Genomic DNA, 15,708 nt, shown 5'->3' on the forward strand with positions numbered 1-15,708 from the left:
AGACTCTCATCATGACAGGGCCCCACTCGCGCCATCGGCGCGCGCTCGCGCTCCCGCTCGGTATGGCCATGGCGACGGCCATGGCGTTCCTGCCGGGCGCCACTGCGTCCGCGTCCGGCCTGCCCGGCTCCACGGACGGTGTCACCGGTGCCGTCAGCGGTGTCCTCGCCGCCGCCGACACGGACGGGACGGCGCTCAGCTACGTCGTCAACGTCCGTCCCGGGCACGGCCCTTCCGCCCAGGTGAAGCAGGCCATCGCCGCGGCCGGCGGCACGATCGTGACGTCGTACGACCAGATCGGCGTGATCGTCGTCCACTCGTCGAACCCGGACTTCGCCAAGACGATCCGCAAGGTCCGCGGGGTCGAGTCGGCCGGCAACACACGCAACGCGCCGCTGCCCGCGCAGTCGACGACCGACGAGGGGACGCCGAAGGCGCTCAACTCTGCGCAGCTGGCCGCCGCGCAGGCCGCCGCCGACGCCGGCCAGGACCCGCTGGAGTCGTTGCAGTGGGACCTGCCCGCCATCAAGGCGGACAAGGCGCACGAGAAGTCGCTCGGCAGCAGCAAGGTGACCGTCGCCGTGATCGACACCGGCGTGGACGACACCCACCCGGACCTCGCGCCGAACTTCGACCGGGCCGCGTCGGTCAACTGCGTGACGGGCAAGCCGGACACCACCGACGGGGCGTGGCGGCCGAGCGCCGCGGAGAGCCCGCACGGCACGCACGTGGCAGGTGAGATCGCGGCCGCCAAGAACGGCGTCGGTATGACGGGGGTCGCGCCCGGCGTGAAGGTGGCGGGCATCAAGGTGTCGACCACGGCCGGTTACTTCTACACGGAGGCCGTGGTGTGCGGCTTCGTGTGGGCGGCCACACATGGGGTCGACGTCACCAACAACAGCTATTACACCGACCCTTGGTACTTCAACTGCACCGACGACCCGGACCAGAAGGCCCTCGTCGACGCCATCACCCGGGCCTCGCGGTACGCGGAGAAGAAGGGCGTGGTCAACGTCGCCGCGGCCGGCAACGAGAACTACGACCTCGCGGCCGACGAGATCACCGACCCGGTCTCGCCGAACGACGGCACGCCCTCGGACCGGGTGATCGACCCGTCGAAGTGCTTCGACATACCGACCCAGCTGCCGGGTGTCGTGACGGTCGCGGCGACCGGCGCCAAGGGCATCAAGTCGTCCTTCTCCAACCACGGCCTGGGTGTCATCGACGTCGCCGCGCCCGGCGGTGACTCGACGGCCTACCAGACGCCCGCGCCGCCCGCGACCAGCGGTCTGATCCTGGGCACGCTGCCCGGCGGCAAGTGGGGTTACATGGCCGGTACGTCGATGGCCTCGCCGCACGCCGCGGCCGTGGCCGCCCTGATCAAGTCGACGCACCCGTACGCCCCGCCGGCCCTGGTGAAGGCGCTGCTGTACGCCGAGGCCGACGCCACGCCGTGCACGGATCCCTATGACATCAACGGCGACGGCAAGGTCGACGCGGTGTGCGAGGGGTCCAAGAACCGCAACGGCTTCTACGGCTGGGGCACGGTGGACGCACTGGACGCGGTGACGAAGTAGCAGTGAAGGACGATCAAGGTCCCTCCATATATTGATTCCGTCAATACTGCATAGTGCAGTCATGACGGAAATCAAGTTTGTGGTGCGGGAGGGCGCTCTTCAGGGGCGCCTTCCCGTACAGCAGCTGGCGCGGACCTGTGTGGGCGAGTGCGCGCTGGCCGCCGCCGAACTGGGGGCGCGGCGGGCGGGGCTCGCCGAGGTGCCGACGGTGCGGGTGGACGACGGGGCGGTCGCCACCGCTTTCCTGAGCGAACGTCATCTGTTGATCAATGGTCGCGCGCCGGTCAACTTCGCGCCGCTGTCCCGGTTCTGGCGGACGGCGGACGGGTGGGTCCGCACGCACGCGAACTATCCGCACCACCGCGCGCGGCTGCTCCAGGCACTGGGGGTACCGGAGGACCCGGTGGCCGTGGAGGCGGCGCTGGCCGAGCGGTCCGCCCTGGACGTCGAGGACGCCGTGTACGCGGCCGGGGGTCTCGCCGTCGCCCTGCGCTCTCCCGAGGAGTGGGCCGTGCACCCGCAGGCGGCCGAGGTGGCGAAACGGCCGCTGGTCGAGCGGGGGCGGCTGGACACGGCACCCGCGCGTGCGTTGGCGCTCGTCGACACCTCCCCCCTGCTGCCCGCCGCCGACCTGCGCGTCCTGGACCTGACGCGGGTTCTCGCGGGACCGGTCGCCACCCGCACCCTCGCCCTGCTCGGCGCGGACGTCCTGCGCCTGGACGCGCCCCAGTTGCCCGAACTGCCGGACCAGCACGCCGACACGGGTTTCGGTAAGCGGTCGGCGACGCTCGACCTGGCCGCCGACCGGCAGACGTTCGAGGAACTGCTCGCGGCGGCGGACGTGGTCGTCACCGGGTACCGGCCGGGCGCGCTGGACCGGTTCGGGCTGTCACCCGAAGCGCTGGCGGAGCGGCGGCCCGGGGTGGTCGTGGCGCAGTTGTCGGCGTGGGGCGGGTACGGGCCATGGCGTGAGCGGCGGGGCTTCGACAGCCTCGTGCAGGCGGCCACCGGGATCGCGGTGCTGGAGGGTTCACCGGATCGGCCGGGCGCGCTGCCCGCGCAGGCCCTCGACCACGGGACGGGCTATCTGCTGGCGGCAGCGGTGCTGCGGGCGCTGACCGAGCAGTCGTACGAGGGCGGGAGCCGTTTCGTGCGGCTGGCGCTGGCGCGGACGGCCCAGTGGCTGACCGACGGTCTGGACGGCACCGCGGCGGGCGACGCCGTGAGCGAGCCGTACGACGGTCCTGAGCCCTGGTTGGCGGAGACGGACAGCGCGCTCGGGCGGCTGCGGTACGCCCTCTCGCCGGTCTCCTTCGAGGACGGTCCGGCGGACTGGGCGCGACCGCCGGTGCCGTGGGGCACGGATGCCGCGCGCCTGCGCTGAGCGGGCCTGAACCGACCGCGGCACCGGAAACGTACCTATGGGTGGAATGCCTCACCACCACTTGTTTCACTGCAGTTGCCCGGTTCTGTCCGTTGTGGTCAAGATCGTGGGGTGACCTTGACAAGACCCACTGAGGCGACCGACGCGGGCGGCCCCACCCGGCGTCCCGGCACCGGCCGGGCGGTCGCCGTCCTCGTCCTGGCGGTACTGGCCGCAGCGATACCCCTGTTCGGGCCGTCCGCCGCCCTGCACGGCACCGGGGAAGCCGCCGCGCCCGGGGCCGGCGGGGTGGCCCTGCTGCGGGCGATACTTTTCGCGGCGCTGTGTGTGCCGCTGGGTGAGCTGTTCGTGGGCCTGCTGGCCCGCTCCGTACCCGATGCCCCGCCGAACGTGCCACGCTCCTGGGCTCCCCATGCGGCCGCCGCCGGTTTCCTCGCCGCGCTGGGTCTCGCGTCGGTCGTGGCGACCGGCAATCTGGTGCCGCACAGCCTTTCCGAGATCAATGTCGGCGGTCTGTACGCGTCGCGGGACGGCAAGTTGGCGCTCTTGGAGGTCAACGCCTTCCTGGTGGCCGGACTCTGCGCCCGTTCGGCCCGCCCGACCACCCAGGTGTGGCCCCTGGCGGCCGTGGTGGTCGCGGAGGCCCTGCGCGCGCATCCCCCGACCCAACAGAGTCCGCTGACGGGCTCCGGGCTGACGCTGGTTCATCTGACGTGCGCGGCGCTGTGGGCGGGCGGACTGCTGCGGGTGCTGCGGACGCTGCGACGCTGGGGCCCCGCGGAGCCGGGCGCGGCGCTGCTCGGGCTCTACGCGCGCGTGGCGGCCGTTCTGCTCGCCGCCATCACCGCGACCGGCGTGTGGAGTTCGCTGCGCCGGATGCCGCCCGGCACGATTCTGGAGCAGCTGACGGACACGGCCTACGGGCGCACGCTGCTCGCCAAGGTGCTCCTCGTGGCGGTCGTCGCCGCTCTCGCCCTGTGGGCCGGGATCCGGCTGCACCGCGCCCCCGCCTCGCTGACCGCCTGCGCACCCGCACGTGCGGAGGTCGTCGCCCTGGGGCTCGTGGTCGTGGTGTCGGGGCTGCTGACGGCGCTGCCGCTGCCGATCCGCTGGTGAAAGCCGCCGATGAAAGCCGCCGGTGAAAGCCGCTGGGTGAGCGCTAGTTGGTGACGAGGACCTTGAGGGCGGTGCGCTCGTCCATCGCCTTGTAGCCGGCGGGGACGCCCTCCACGTCGACGGTCATGTCGAAGACGGGTGAGGCGTCGACGGTGCCGTCCAGGACGTCGGGGAGCAGCTCGGGGATGTAGGCACGGACCGGCGCGACCCCGCCGCGCAGGGCGATGTTCCGGTCGAACAGGACACCCAGGTCGACACCGGTACCGCTGCCGTGCGGCACACCGACGAAACCGATGGCGCCGCCGTCGCGGGTGATGCCGACAGCCGTACGCATGGACTGTTCGGTGCCGACGGCTTCGACTACGGCGTGCGCGCCCTGCCCGCGGGTGAGTGCGCGGACGGCCTCGAGGGCCGCGTCCCCGCGCTCGGCGACGACGTCGGTGGCACCGAAGCGGCGCGCGATGTCGGTGCGGACCTGGTGACGGCCCAGGGCGATGATCCGTTCGGCGCCGAGCCGCTTGGCCGCGAGGACCGCGCACAGTCCGACGGCCCCGTCGCCGACGACGGCGACCGTGGCGCCCGGGCGGGCTCCGGCGCCGAGGGCCGCGTGGTGACCGGTGCCCAGGACGTCGGAGAGGGTCAGCAGGGCGGACAGCAGGCGGTCGTCGGAAGCCGCCTCCTTGGGCAGCCGTACGAGGGTGCCGTCGGCGAAGGGGACGCGCACGGCCTCGCCCTGGCCGCCGTCGTAGCCGACGGAACCCCAGAATCCGCCGTGCTCGCAGGAGGTGGTCAGGCCCTCGCGGCAGTAGTCGCAGACGCCGTCGGACCACATGAAGGGCGCGACGACGAGGTCACCCCGCTTGAGGGTGCCGACCTCGGAGCCGGTCTCCTCCACGATGCCGAGGAACTCGTGACCGATCCGCTGCCCCGGCTTCCGGGCCGCCTCGCCGCGGTAGGCCCACAGGTCGCTGCCGCAGATGCACGCGCGCAGCACCCGGAGCACGGCGTCGGTGGGCAGCTGCACCACCGGCTCGGGCACGTCCTCCACGCGCATGTCGTAGGGGCCGTGGATGGTGGTGGCGCGCATGGCGAGGGTCCTTCTCGTGCGAGGTCGTGGCGGCGCTCAGGGGGTGGTCGAGCGCATCTCACCGTACGTCGCCATCGGTCCTGGGCGCGCTTCGAGGGCTCGCAGCGTGCCGCCGGCCAGCAGGAACTGCGCGGCACTGTAGGTGAGCATGATCCAGAACTCGGGCCGTGGGAGCTGGGGCCAGTCGGCGACGCCGGTCGCGATGAGGGTGTCCGAGAGGAGGAAGAGCGCTCCGCCGCATCCGGTGAGCGCCCCGAACCGCACGGCCGACGCGCACGCCATGGTCGTGAGCAGGACGCTGTAGCCGGCGACGGGCACGCGCAGTCCGGCGGGCAGGTCCGGCCACAGGGCCACGAGGGTGACGACGAGCGCGGTGGCGTAGGCGGGCGCGAGCAGGCCGACACGCGCGCGTGGGCTGCCGTACGCCTGGAAGAGCGCGAGGTAGCAGACGTGGCCCGCCGCGAAGGAGGCCATGCCGGCGAGGAAGGCGGGGTCGGCGTCGGACAGCAGCAGGACGTCGCCGCCCCAGCCGCACAGAAGGGCGGCGACCAGGAGCCGGGGCGCCGCGGACGCGACGGAGTACGCGGCCAGGAGGGGCATCAGAAGGGGCTTGGCGACGGCGTGCCCGGGAGCGAAGCCGGCGGCCAGGGAGGTGAGGTCGACGGTGGCGGCGAGGGCGAAGACCGCGAGGAGTGCGCGGCGGGTGCGGTGGGTTCCGGGGCCGCTCGGGGTTCTCACGCGGGCACGGTCTCCTCGGCCGTCTCCGCTACCGGTGCCGGTGCCCAGCCCGGCCCCCTGAAGACCCGTCCCGCCCGCTCGCGCCAACTCTGTGCTTTCTTGACGTCCTTGATGATCGCTACGTACTCATGGGTGGCCACCTTGATCGGGTTGAACGTGTTGATGTTCTTGGTCAACCCGTAGACGGGCCGTTCGGTCTCGGCGACGAACGAGCCGAAGAGCCGGTCCCAGACGATGAGGATCCCGCCGAAGTTGCGGTCCAGGTAACCGCCCTGGGAGGCGTGGTGGACGCGGTGGTGGGACGGGGTGTTGAAGACGAACTCGAACCAGCGGGGCATCTTGTCGATGCGTTCGGTGTGGATCCAGAACTGGTAGACGAGGTTCGCGGAGGAGCAGAAGGCGAGCGCGGCCGGGTGGACGCCGGCGGCGACGAGGGGGACGTAGAACGGCCAGACGGTCAGGGTGGTCCAGGGCTGGCGCAGCGCGGTGGTGAGGTTGAACTTCCGGCTGGAGTGGTGGACGACGTGGCAGGCCCACAGGATGCGGATGACGTGGTGGCCGCGGTGGGACCAGTAGTAGAAGAAGTCCTGCCCGAGCAGCATCAGGGGGACCGTCCACCACAGGACGGGGACGCGGAGCGGGGTGAGCTCGTACAGGGCCGTGTAGAGGGCCACGATCGGGATCTTCCACAGGAAGTCGAAGAAGAGGCTGCCCAGTCCCATGCCGATGCTGGTGGCGGCGTCCTTCGTGTCGTAGCCGGCCGCGTCCTCGTCGGGATGGACGCGGACGCTGATCATTTCGATGACGGTGAGCAGGACGAAGGCGGGTATGGACCAGACCACGACGTCGGGGAGGTTCGGCATGCGTGCACCGTAGAACCGCCGGTCGGGCGCGGCTAGACGTTGTTACCCACAAGTATTACCGGTGGTACGCGCTTGCTTGTTGGCGATCTCCACCAAGGGGTGTCAGTGCGGGGTCCTACGATGCGGAAGCAGTGGAGGGGGAGGTCGGGGGATGCAGGGGGTCGAGCTCGTACTGGTGCGGCTGGCGTCGACGGTGGCCCAGACGGTCGCCAAGTCCGTTCTCGCGCCGCGGCCGGGCGCGGGTCTGGTGCCGGATCCGTTACGACCACTGCCGAAGCCGGCGGGGCCGGAGCGGCTGGCGCGGGTGCTGAGCGGGCGGATCGCGGGAGCGTACGCGTCGCTGCCGGAGAACGAACGGCTGGCCGCGGTGGCGGCTGTGCAGGACGCGTTCGCGGCTGCGGGTGTCCTGGACGCCGGGCGGTTGTTCGCGATGGACCTGGACCCTGGGCGGCTGGCGGATGAACTTCAGCGGCCGGTCGACGACTTGGCCTCGTCCGCCCAGGACCTGTACCGGGAGCTGCTCGGGCTGTGCTGCGAGCACCTGGTCGAGCAGCTCACGGCGCATCCGTCGTTCGCGGCGCGGGCGGCGGTGGAGCACACACGGCGGACGGGTGAGCTGCTCAGGGGGCGGGGCGGGGAGAAGCCCACCGCCTCCGACTTCGAGGGGCGTTACGCGCGGTTCGTCGCCGGGACGCACTCCCGGCTGGAGTTGTTCGGGGTGACGCTGGGCGGGAGGCGGCGGGCCGAGTGGGCGCTGGACACGGCGTATCTGAGTCTGGCGGTCAGCGGTGAGCGGCGGTATGAGCGGCAGCGCGAGGGCATGCCTGAGGAGGCGCCGACGCCGGTGAAGGTGGAGCAGGCGCTCGCCTCGGCGGGTCACCGGCTGCTGCTGCGGGGGCCGGCCGGGTCGGGCAAGTCGACGCTGTTGCAGTGGCTGGCGCTCAACGCGGCCCGGCAGAGCTTCGGGCCGCGGCTGGCGGACTGGAACCGGTGTGTGCCGTTCGTACTGCGTCTGCGGTCCTTCCATACGCCGGACGGGCTGCCGATGCCCGCGGACTTCCTGTCGGCGTCAGGGGTGCCGCTGCGCGCCCCGGACGGCTGGGTCGAGGAACTCCTCACGAGCGGGCGGGCTTTGGTGCTGGTCGACGGCGTCGACGAGGTACCGGCGCGGCTGCGCGAGCGGACCGAGAACTGGTTGAAGTCGCTGCTCACCGCGTTCCCACGCGCGCGGTACGTCGTCACGACCCGCCCCTCCGCGGTCCCGGAGGACTGGCTGTCGGCCCAGGGGTTCATGGCGCACACCCTGCTGCCGATGGAGCGCGAGGACATCAGGGCTTTCGTACGGCACTGGCACGACGCGGCCCGCCAGGAGTGCACGCCGTCGGCTGAGCGGGCTTTGCTGGACCGCTACGAAGCGGGCCTGGTCGAGGCGCTGACCACGCGCCGGGATCTGGGGCGGCTGGCGACGAACCCGCTGATGTGTGCCCTGCTGTGCGCCCTGAACCGGGACCGGCGTATGCATCTCCCGCGTGCCAGGAAGGAGCTGTACGATGCCGCGCTGGACATGCTGCTGGTGCGGCGGGACACGGAGCGCGAGATCGCCTCGGTCGAGGGGGTGTCTCTTTCGCGCGACGAGCAGACGGCTCTGCTGCAACGGCTCGCCTACTGGATGATCCGCAACGGGCAGGTGGAGGCGGCCCGGGACGAGGTCGTCGCCATGCTCGACGACTGGCTGGCGGCGATGCCGCAGGTGCGGGAGCAGGGGGACGCCGAGCAGGTCTTCTCCCACCTGCTGATCCGCAGCGGGCTGCTGCGCGAACCGGTGCCGGGGTATGTGGACTTCATCCACCGCACATTCCAGGACTACCTGGGCGCGAAGGCGGCCGTCGAGGCGCGGGACTTCGGGGTGCTGGTGCGCAACGCCCACGACGACCAGTGGGACGACGTGGTGCGGATGGCTGTGGGGCACGCGAGGGTGGAGGAACGTACGCGGTTGCTACGGCAGTTGCTGCGGCGGGCCGACAAAGTCCGGCGGTACCGGGAGCGGTTGGTTTTGTTGGCGGCGGCGAGTCTGGAGCATGCGCCCGAGTTGGATCCGGGGGTGCGGGGGGAGGTCGAGGAGCGGACTGCGGAGTTGTTGCCGCCGCGGGGGTTCAAGGAGGTGGAGCCCTTGGCGAAGGCCGGGGAGTTGGTGCTCGAGCTGTTGCCGGGACCGGATGAGGTGACGGAACGTGAGGCTGCGGCGGCGGTACGGACAGCGCGGTTGATCGGGGGCGATGCGGCTCTGGGCTACATCACACGGTTCCGTGCCGATCAGCGAATCTCCGTTCGCTCCGAACTCAACAGCGCCTGGCCGTCGTTCGACACCCTCGAGTACTTCGAGGCAGTTCTTGAAGGCACCGTCGAGGCCGGGCAGGTACTCGCCATGGACGATGCCGAGAAGCTGGCACTCCTACCGCGCGTCCCCCAGCTGACCCGTCTGAGCCTCAACGGCGACCACGGAATTCCTCCTGCCGTCCTCGCGCACACCAATCTGGAGTTCCTGGGGCTCTACGACAACGACGCGGTCAGCGACCTCTCGCCCCTGCGAGAGCTGCCGAACCTGCGCGACCTGACGCTCAGCCGCTGTCGGTCCGTCACCGGCCTCGGCACTCTCGCCGGACTCCCGCTGACCAACGTCTACCTGTACCAGGCCGCCACCCGGCTCTCGCTGGCGCCCTTGGCCGACCTGCCCGCACTCCAGCATCTGACTCTCGGTTGCGAAGCCCTGGAAACGCGCCTGGACGAGCTGTCCTTCGCCCCTCGGCTCACCGGTCTCGCCTTCCTCCAGCAGGGGGGCACCACGAGGCTGACCGGGCTGGAGGCCCTGACCTCTCTCCAGTGGCTCACCGTCAACGCGGAGCAGCAGTGGCGAGATTTTCTCGCAGCCGGGGTGTTCTCCCCGTTGCTGTGGCTCCAGATCTTGGACGTTCCACGCGTGGACCTCGCCGACGCGCTGCCCCACCAGGACCTGGCCACGATCTTTCTCGCCAACGCCCGGCATGTGGACAACATCGGAGCTCTTGGCGAGCTGCCCGATCTGACTCTCCTGGAGCTCTCGCGCTGCGGTCCGGTCGACCTGACTCCGCTGGCCTCCCTGGCTCACATCAGGCTCCGCCTCTACGACTGCGACGAGGCCGTCGGCGCGGACCTCTTCCCCCCGGAACGGCTGATCATCGACTAAACCCCCGCCGCCCCCAACAAGACCCCCACCGTGTAAGTAACCCCCATCGCCAACGCCCCACCCCCCACGTTTCGCACCACCGCCCGCCCAGGAGCCGCCGCCCCCAACCGTGCGCTGCTCCAACCGGTCAGTACCAGCGCCGCCACCACCGACATCACCGTCACCGGTACCCGCCATCCCGACGGTGGCAGCACGATGGCGAGCAGGGGCAGCAACGCCCCCGCCGTGAACGCCAGGAAGCTCGCCCAGGCCGCATGCCAGGGGTTCGTCAGGTCGTCCGGGTCGATGCCGAGCTCCACGCGCGCGTGAGCCCGCAGTGCGTCACGTTCCGTCAGTTGTTCCGCCGCCTCACGGGCCACGTCGCGCGACAGCCCCCGTTCCTGAAGAAGGTCCGTCAACTCCTCCAGCTCCGCCTCCGGCTGTTCCCTCAACTCCCGTTTCTCGACAGCCAGCGCGGCCATCTCGGAGTCGCGCTGGGTCGACACGGACACGTACTCCCCTGCCGCCATGGACATCGAGCCGGCCAGCAGGCCCGCCAGACCCGCCGTCAGCAACGCCGCGCGGTCGCTCGTCGCGCCGGCCACGCCGACCACCAGTCCCGCCGTGGAGACGATGCCGTCGTTGGCGCCGAGCACGGCCGCGCGCAGCCAGTTGAGACGGGCGCCGAGCGCGCCGCCGTGGGCCTCGTCGTGCGTCGGTTCGGTCATCTCCGGAGGATGGCACCCCGGTCGTCGCGAACCGGGCACCGACGCCGCCGTGAGGGACTGTCAGTCGCGGCCCGTATCCTCATGGACCATGCTCGAAGACCAGACGACCGCAGCGTCCTCCCCCACAACGTGGCCGGCCGTGTATCCGCAGGGATACGCGGTCGTCGACGTGGAGACCACCGGCCTGGCCCGGGACGACCGGATAATCTCCGCCGCCGTCTACCGGCTGGACGCGCGCGGCGAGGTCGAGGACCACTGGTACACGCTGGTCAATCCGGAGCGAGATCCCGGCCCGGTGTGGATCCACGGGCTGACGAGCGAGGCACTCGAAGGCGCGCCTCTCTTCCAGGACATCGCCGACGAGTTCTCGGCCCGTCTCGACGGTCGCGTGCTCGTCGCGCACAACGCCGTCTTCGACTGGCAGATGATCGCCCGCGAGTACGCGCGCGCGGGACGGGTGCCGCCGGTGAGTCAGCGGCTGTGCACCATCGTCCTGTCCAAGGAGCTGGGGCTGCCGCTGCCCAACCACAAGCTGGAGTCACTGGCGGCGCACTTCGGTGTCGTACAGCAGCGGGCGCACCATGCCCTCGACGACGCGCGCGTGCTCGCGGAGGCGTTCCGGCCGAGTCTGCGGGCGGCGGCCGCACGAAGCGTGCGGCTGCCCCTGCACGAGTGCCGGCCGCTGACCGAGTGGACGGACCGGGCGGTGCCCAGGCAGTCGACGGGCTACGGCAGTTACCGGCCGACGAGTTGGCGTCCCGCGCGCAAGCGGCCCGCGTGCCCCTATCCCAACCCGGGGCGCTACGAGGACGGCAAGCCGCTCAAGCAGGGCATGCGGATCGCGTTCTCCGGGGACACCTCGATCGAGCGCGATCTCCTGGAGGACCGGGCGGTCGAGGCCGGGCTGCATGTCGCCACCAGCATCTCCCGGCTCACCAGTCTGCTCGTCACGAACGACCCGGACTCGGGCACGTCCAAGGTGGTCAAGGCCAGACAGTTCGGCACACCGGTCGTCGACGAGGCGGCCTTCGGGCAGCTGCTCAGGGATGTGGAGCCGGCGTCGAAGGAATGACCGTACGGAAGGGGCGGACCGTACGGACGGGTGATTTGCCGTACGACTCGCCCCGCGCCGACTCGCCCGCGCGGCGCCGACGGCCCACCCTGTGGCGCATGGCGACTTGCGAAGTTTGCGGCAATAACTACGGCATGACCTTCGAGGTGCACGCCCAGGGCGCGGTGCATGTCTTCGACTGCTTCTCCTGTGCGATCCACCGGATGGCACCGATCTGCGAGCACTGTCGTGTACAGATCATCGGGCAGGGAGTGGAGGTCGAGGGCCACTGGTTCTGCGGGGCGCACTGCGCCCGCGCGGAGGGAAGGGTGGGCATCGTCGACCGGGTCTGACCACACCCTGCCACACCCCTGTGCGAACACCCCGCGGTCCGAGTTGTACGGTCGTGGGGTGTACCGCTTCCTGTTGTCCCGGCAGTGGGTGATCCTCACGCTGGTCGCCCTGCTCCTCATCCCCACGATGATCAGGCTGGGCATCTGGCAGATGCACCGCTACGAGGAGCGCACCGCACGCAACCAGCTGGTCTCCGACGCGATGTCGGCGAAGCCGGTGCCCGCGGAACAGATGACCTCGCCCGGACACACCGTCACCACCCACGACCGGTATCGCAGCGTGACCGCGAAAGGTCACTTCGACACCGACGACGAGGTCGTGGTCCGGCGCCGCACCAACTCCGACGACGAGGTCGGGTACCACGTCCTGACCCCCTTCCTCCTGGACGACGGCAAGGTGCTGCTGGTCAACCGGGGGTGGATCCCCTCGGATGGCCCGACCCAGACCGCGTTCCCGAAGATCCCCGCTCCCCCGAAGGGTGAGATCACCGTCACGGGGCGGCTGATGCCCGACGAGACGACCGCGGCGAGCGGCATCAAGAACCTCAAAGGACTGCCCGACCGACAGGTCATGCTGATCAATAGCGAGCAGGAGGCCGAGCGGCTGGGCGCCACGGTGCTCGGCGGCTACATCGCCCAGACGGCGCCCGAGCCGAAGGGCGACAGCCCGGAACTGATGGGCGCCAACCCCGGCAAGGAGGACGCCGCGCTGAACTACGCCTACGCCATCCAGTGGTGGCTGTTCGCCGTCGGCGTTCCGATCGGCTGGGTGGTCCTGGTGCGGCGGGAACTCCGCGACCGGCGGGAGAAGACGGAGCAGGACAGCACGACGAAGACGGAACCGGCCACGGTGTGACACCGGCCCGGCCCCACGCCGGCCGCAGTGGGGTCGACCTGCCAGGCCCTACGTCGGCCGCGGATGACGGCGCCACCGGCCCGTCCGCACGCCGGCCGCAGGTGACGCTCCGACCCGACCCCTGCGTCCGCCGCGGCGTGACGCACCTGCCCACCCCCACAGCACCGGCCACGGTGCCGCCGGCCCGGCCGATGCACCCGGTCGTCCCCACCACACCGCCACGATGTCACCAGCCGGCAAACGGGACCGCCGACCAGGGCGTGAGCCGGCACCGGGATGGACTTGCAGGGCGCTGCGGCGTCCGAACATCTCGGTCCCGAAAAGTAAGTCCCGAAAGGTGAGTGGGGCGGGCGATGTGCCCGCCCCGTGGTCCACGACCCTGGCGGCGTCAGCAGCACCGCCCCTGCGGATGAGCCTCCCGGTGCCGGGTGCGCAGCACCTCGTACTCCCGTCGGGTCGGTACCGGCGCGAGCGGATGGTGGCGCAGATGCCGCTCGCGGTAGCGGTCGTACTCCGCCTCCCCGGTCAGCTCCCGCAGGTACCACCGGACGGCCCGCGCCCACCGCCGCGCCGTCACGGTCACTGTCACCGTCACCGTCACGAGCGCACTCCCACGAGCTCCTCACCGGCCTGCTCGGGCACATCGATCCGCGACGCGACATACGGCGCCTCGGTGGTCGGCGACGCCCCCGGCGCCCGGACGGCCCGCGCGCACACCACCGCCGCGTTGACGAGCACGACCGCGACCAGCAGCAGGAACAGGGCGATCAGCACCCCGTCGACCGTGGAGTTGGTGACCACCGTGTGCATGTCGTCGAGGGTCTTGGCGGGCGCGAGCACCTGGCCCGCGTCGATGCCGTCCGCGTACTTGGCCCGCTGGGCGAAGAACCCGACCCGCGGGTCGTCGGAGAAGATCTTCTGCCAGCCCGCGGTGAACGTGATCGCGACCACCCAGGCCAGCGGGACCCCGGTGACCCACGCCCACCGCAGCTTCCCGGACTTGACGAGGACGGTGGTGCACACGGCCAGCGCGATCGCGGCCAGCAACTGGTTCGCGATGCCGAAGAGCGGGAAGAGCTGGTTGATTCCGCCCAGGGGGTCGGTGGCGCCGGTGTAGAGGAAGTAGCCCCAGGCCGCCACCACCAGAGCACTGCACAGCCAGATGCCCGGCTTCCAGTTGACCCGGCCGACCGGCTTCCACATGTTGCCGAGCATGTCCTGGAGCATGAAGCGGCCGACCCGCGTGCCCGCGTCCACCGTGGTCAGGATGAACAGCGCCTCGAACATGATCGCGAAGTGGTACCAGAAGGCCTTCATGGCGGTACCGCCGAACACCCCGGAGAAGATCTCCGACATGCCGACCGCGAGGGTCGGGGCGCCTCCGGACCGGGCAATCAGCGACTGCTCCTCGACCGCCTTGGCGGCCTGGGTCAGCTGGTCGGGCGTGATGGTGAAACCGAGGCCCGCCACCGCGTGCGAGGCCGACTGGGCTGTCGCGCCCAGCAGCCCCGCCGGGGCGTTCATCGCGTAGTACAGGCCGGGCTCCAGGGTCGCCGCCGCGATCAGCGCCATGATCGCGACGAACGACTCCATCAGCATGGCCCCGTAACCGATGAGACGGACCTGCGACTCCTTCTGGATCAGCTTCGGCGTCGTACCGGAGGACACCAGCGCGTGGAAGCCGGACAACGCGCCACAGGCGATGGTGATGAACAGGAAGGGGAACAGCGAGCCCGCGAACACCGGCCCCGCGCCCGAGGTGGCGAAGTCGCTCACCGCGTCCGCGCGCAGCACCGGGGCGGCGACCACGACACCGACGGCCAGCAGCGCGATCGTGCCGATCTTCATGAAGGTGGAGAGGTAGTCGCGCGGGGCCAGGAGCATCCAGACCGGGAGGACGGATGCCACGAAGCCGTAGCCGACCAGGCAGAAGACCAGGGTCGTCGGGCTCAGGGTGAAGGCGGAGGCCAGCGAGGAGTTCTGGACCCAGCTGCCGCCGGCGATCGCGAGCAGCAGCAGCGCGACGCCGATGAAGCTGGTCTCCACGACCCGGCCGGGGCGGATGCGGTGCATCCAGAAGCCCATGAAGAGGGCGATCGGGATGGTCATGGCGACGGAGAAGGTGCCCCACGGGGAGTGCGCGAGGGCGTTGACCACGACCAGGGCCAGCACGCCCAGCAGGATGATCATGATGGCGAAGACCGCGATCAGCGCGGCCGCGCCGCCCGCCCGGCCGATCTCGTCCCGGGCCATCTGCCCGAGCGACTTTCCGTCCCGCCGCATGGACAGGAAGAGGACCACCATGTCCTGCACCGCCCCCGCGAAGATCACTCCGGCGACGATCCACAGGGTGCCGGGCAGGTAACCCATCTGGGCCGCAAGGACCGGGCCGACCAGCGGTCCGGCGCCCGCGATGGCCGCGAAGTGGTGGCCGAGGAGGACCCGCTTGTCGGTGGGGTGGAAGTCGACGCCGTCCTCCAGGCGTTCGGCCGGAGTGGCGCGACGGTCGTCCGGTTTCAGGACGCGGCGGGCGATGAACCGGGAGTAGAAGCGGTAGGCGATCGCGTACGAGCCGAGCGCGGCGACGACCAGCCAGACCGCGGAGATCTTCTCGCCCCGGGCCAGCGCGAGCACGCCCCAGGCGACCGCGCCGAGCAGCGCGACGACGGCCCACAGCAGGATCGACCGAGGTGACATACGTGATTTTTCAGGCGCCTCTTGGGCAGGCTGAAGGACGGTTTCGGGCATGGCGG

13 protein-coding genes are annotated in these 15,708 nt (G+C 70.9%); 7 read left to right on the forward strand and 6 right to left on the reverse strand.

Annotation, left to right across the window (positions count from 1 at the left end; genetic code table 11):
- Positions 1-11 precede the first annotated feature (11 nt).
- The 3 genes from ACIBJB_RS30710 to ACIBJB_RS30720 all read left to right on the forward strand — a co-directional run bounded on the left by ACIBJB_RS30710 (position 12) and on the right by ACIBJB_RS30720 (position 4,077).
- Complete coding sequence (locus ACIBJB_RS30710; RefSeq protein WP_398935240.1) at positions 12-1,577, forward strand: S8 family peptidase; 1,566 nt, start codon at positions 12-14, stop codon at positions 1,575-1,577.
- Between the two features lie 61 nt (positions 1,578-1,638).
- Positions 1,639-2,961 carry a CoA transferase gene (locus tag ACIBJB_RS30715; RefSeq protein WP_398935242.1) on the forward strand — a complete coding sequence of 441 codons (1,323 nt, stop codon included), beginning with the start codon at positions 1,639-1,641 and terminating at the stop codon, positions 2,959-2,961.
- Between the two features lie 111 nt (positions 2,962-3,072).
- Positions 3,073-4,077 carry a CopD family protein gene (locus ACIBJB_RS30720; protein WP_398935244.1) on the forward strand — a complete coding sequence of 335 codons (1,005 nt, stop codon included), beginning with the start codon at positions 3,073-3,075 and terminating at the stop codon, positions 4,075-4,077.
- Positions 4,078-4,120: 43 nt separating this feature from the next.
- Here ACIBJB_RS30720 and ACIBJB_RS30725 read toward each other — a convergent pair whose 3' ends face one another.
- The 3 genes from ACIBJB_RS30725 to ACIBJB_RS30735 are packed head-to-tail and all read right to left on the reverse strand — an operon-like array spanning position 4,121 to position 6,765.
- Positions 4,121-5,164 carry a zinc-dependent alcohol dehydrogenase family protein gene (locus ACIBJB_RS30725; RefSeq protein WP_398935246.1) on the reverse strand — a complete coding sequence of 348 codons (1,044 nt, stop codon included), beginning with the start codon at positions 5,162-5,164 and terminating at the stop codon, positions 4,121-4,123.
- Between the two features lie 36 nt (positions 5,165-5,200).
- Positions 5,201-5,902 carry a lysoplasmalogenase gene (locus ACIBJB_RS30730; RefSeq protein ID WP_398935248.1) on the reverse strand — a complete coding sequence of 234 codons (702 nt, stop codon included), beginning with the start codon at positions 5,900-5,902 and terminating at the stop codon, positions 5,201-5,203.
- Positions 5,899-6,765 (reverse strand): sterol desaturase family protein, encoded by an 867-nt coding sequence (locus ACIBJB_RS30735; protein ID WP_398935250.1) that lies wholly within the window; start codon positions 6,763-6,765, stop codon positions 5,899-5,901. Before ACIBJB_RS30735 ends, ACIBJB_RS30730 begins: the two co-directional genes overlap by 4 nt.
- Positions 6,766-6,916: 151 nt before the next feature.
- Between ACIBJB_RS30735 and ACIBJB_RS30740 the strand changes: the two genes are divergently transcribed.
- Positions 6,917-9,988 carry an NACHT domain-containing protein gene (locus tag ACIBJB_RS30740; RefSeq protein WP_398935252.1) on the forward strand — a complete coding sequence of 1,024 codons (3,072 nt, stop codon included), beginning with the start codon at positions 6,917-6,919 and terminating at the stop codon, positions 9,986-9,988.
- On the opposite strand, the gene ACIBJB_RS30745 is transcribed toward ACIBJB_RS30740, so the two are convergent.
- The gene (locus ACIBJB_RS30745; protein WP_398935254.1) at positions 9,985-10,695 is read right to left on the reverse strand and encodes a VIT family protein; all 711 of its coding nucleotides are present in this window, start codon (positions 10,693-10,695) and stop codon (positions 9,985-9,987) included. The genes ACIBJB_RS30740 and ACIBJB_RS30745 overlap by 4 nt on opposite strands.
- 88 nt (positions 10,696-10,783) lie before the next feature.
- On the opposite strand from ACIBJB_RS30745, the gene ACIBJB_RS30750 reads away from it, so the two are divergent.
- From ACIBJB_RS30750 to ACIBJB_RS30760, 3 genes are all read left to right on the forward strand, one after another.
- Entirely contained in the window at positions 10,784-11,767 is a 984-nt protein-coding gene (locus tag ACIBJB_RS30750) for a DEDDh family exonuclease (protein ID WP_398935256.1), read from the forward strand.
- Between the two features lie 98 nt (positions 11,768-11,865).
- Entirely contained in the window at positions 11,866-12,099 is a 234-nt protein-coding gene (locus ACIBJB_RS30755; RefSeq protein ID WP_266524968.1) for a hypothetical protein, read from the forward strand.
- A 58-nt stretch (positions 12,100-12,157) separates the two neighbouring features.
- Positions 12,158-12,955, forward strand: coding sequence for an SURF1 family protein (locus ACIBJB_RS30760; RefSeq protein ID WP_398935257.1), 798 nt, complete (start codon positions 12,158-12,160; stop codon positions 12,953-12,955).
- Between the two features lie 388 nt (positions 12,956-13,343).
- On the opposite strand, the gene ACIBJB_RS30765 is transcribed toward ACIBJB_RS30760, so the two are convergent.
- Positions 13,344-13,550: a YbdD/YjiX family protein gene (locus ACIBJB_RS30765; protein WP_398935258.1), complete on the reverse strand. Its 207-nt coding sequence runs from the start codon at positions 13,548-13,550 to the stop codon at positions 13,344-13,346.
- A 2-nt stretch (positions 13,551-13,552) separates the two neighbouring features.
- A complete protein-coding gene (locus ACIBJB_RS30770; protein WP_398935260.1) occupies positions 13,553-15,652 on the reverse strand; it encodes a carbon starvation CstA family protein in 2,100 nt (699 codons plus the stop codon).
- Between the last annotated feature and the right edge of the window lie 56 nt (positions 15,653-15,708).

The sequence above is a fragment of the Streptomyces sp. NPDC050759 genome (assembly GCF_044456945.1).
Taxonomy (GTDB): Bacteria; Actinomycetota; Actinomycetes; order Streptomycetales; family Streptomycetaceae; genus Streptomyces.

Excerpts from the sequence above, each read along its gene's own strand:
- ACIBJB_RS30710 (WP_398935240.1), top strand. The coding sequence starts at position 12 with ATGACAGGGCCCCACTCGCGCCATCGGCGCGCGCTCGCGCTCCCGCTC.
- ACIBJB_RS30715 (WP_398935242.1), top strand. The coding sequence starts at position 1,639 with ATGACGGAAATCAAGTTTGTGGTGCGGGAGGGCGCTCTTCAGGGGCGC.
- ACIBJB_RS30725 (WP_398935246.1), bottom strand. The coding sequence starts at position 5,164 with ATGCGCGCCACCACCATCCACGGCCCCTACGACATGCGCGTGGAGGAC.
- ACIBJB_RS30735 (WP_398935250.1), bottom strand. The coding sequence starts at position 6,765 with ATGCCGAACCTCCCCGACGTCGTGGTCTGGTCCATACCCGCCTTCGTC.
- ACIBJB_RS30740 (WP_398935252.1), top strand. The coding sequence starts at position 6,917 with ATGCAGGGGGTCGAGCTCGTACTGGTGCGGCTGGCGTCGACGGTGGCC.
- ACIBJB_RS30745 (WP_398935254.1), bottom strand. The coding sequence starts at position 10,695 with ATGACCGAACCGACGCACGACGAGGCCCACGGCGGCGCGCTCGGCGCC.
- ACIBJB_RS30750 (WP_398935256.1), top strand. The coding sequence starts at position 10,784 with ATGCTCGAAGACCAGACGACCGCAGCGTCCTCCCCCACAACGTGGCCG.
- ACIBJB_RS30755 (WP_266524968.1), top strand. The coding sequence starts at position 11,866 with ATGGCGACTTGCGAAGTTTGCGGCAATAACTACGGCATGACCTTCGAG.
- ACIBJB_RS30770 (WP_398935260.1), bottom strand. The coding sequence starts at position 15,652 with ATGTCACCTCGGTCGATCCTGCTGTGGGCCGTCGTCGCGCTGCTCGGC.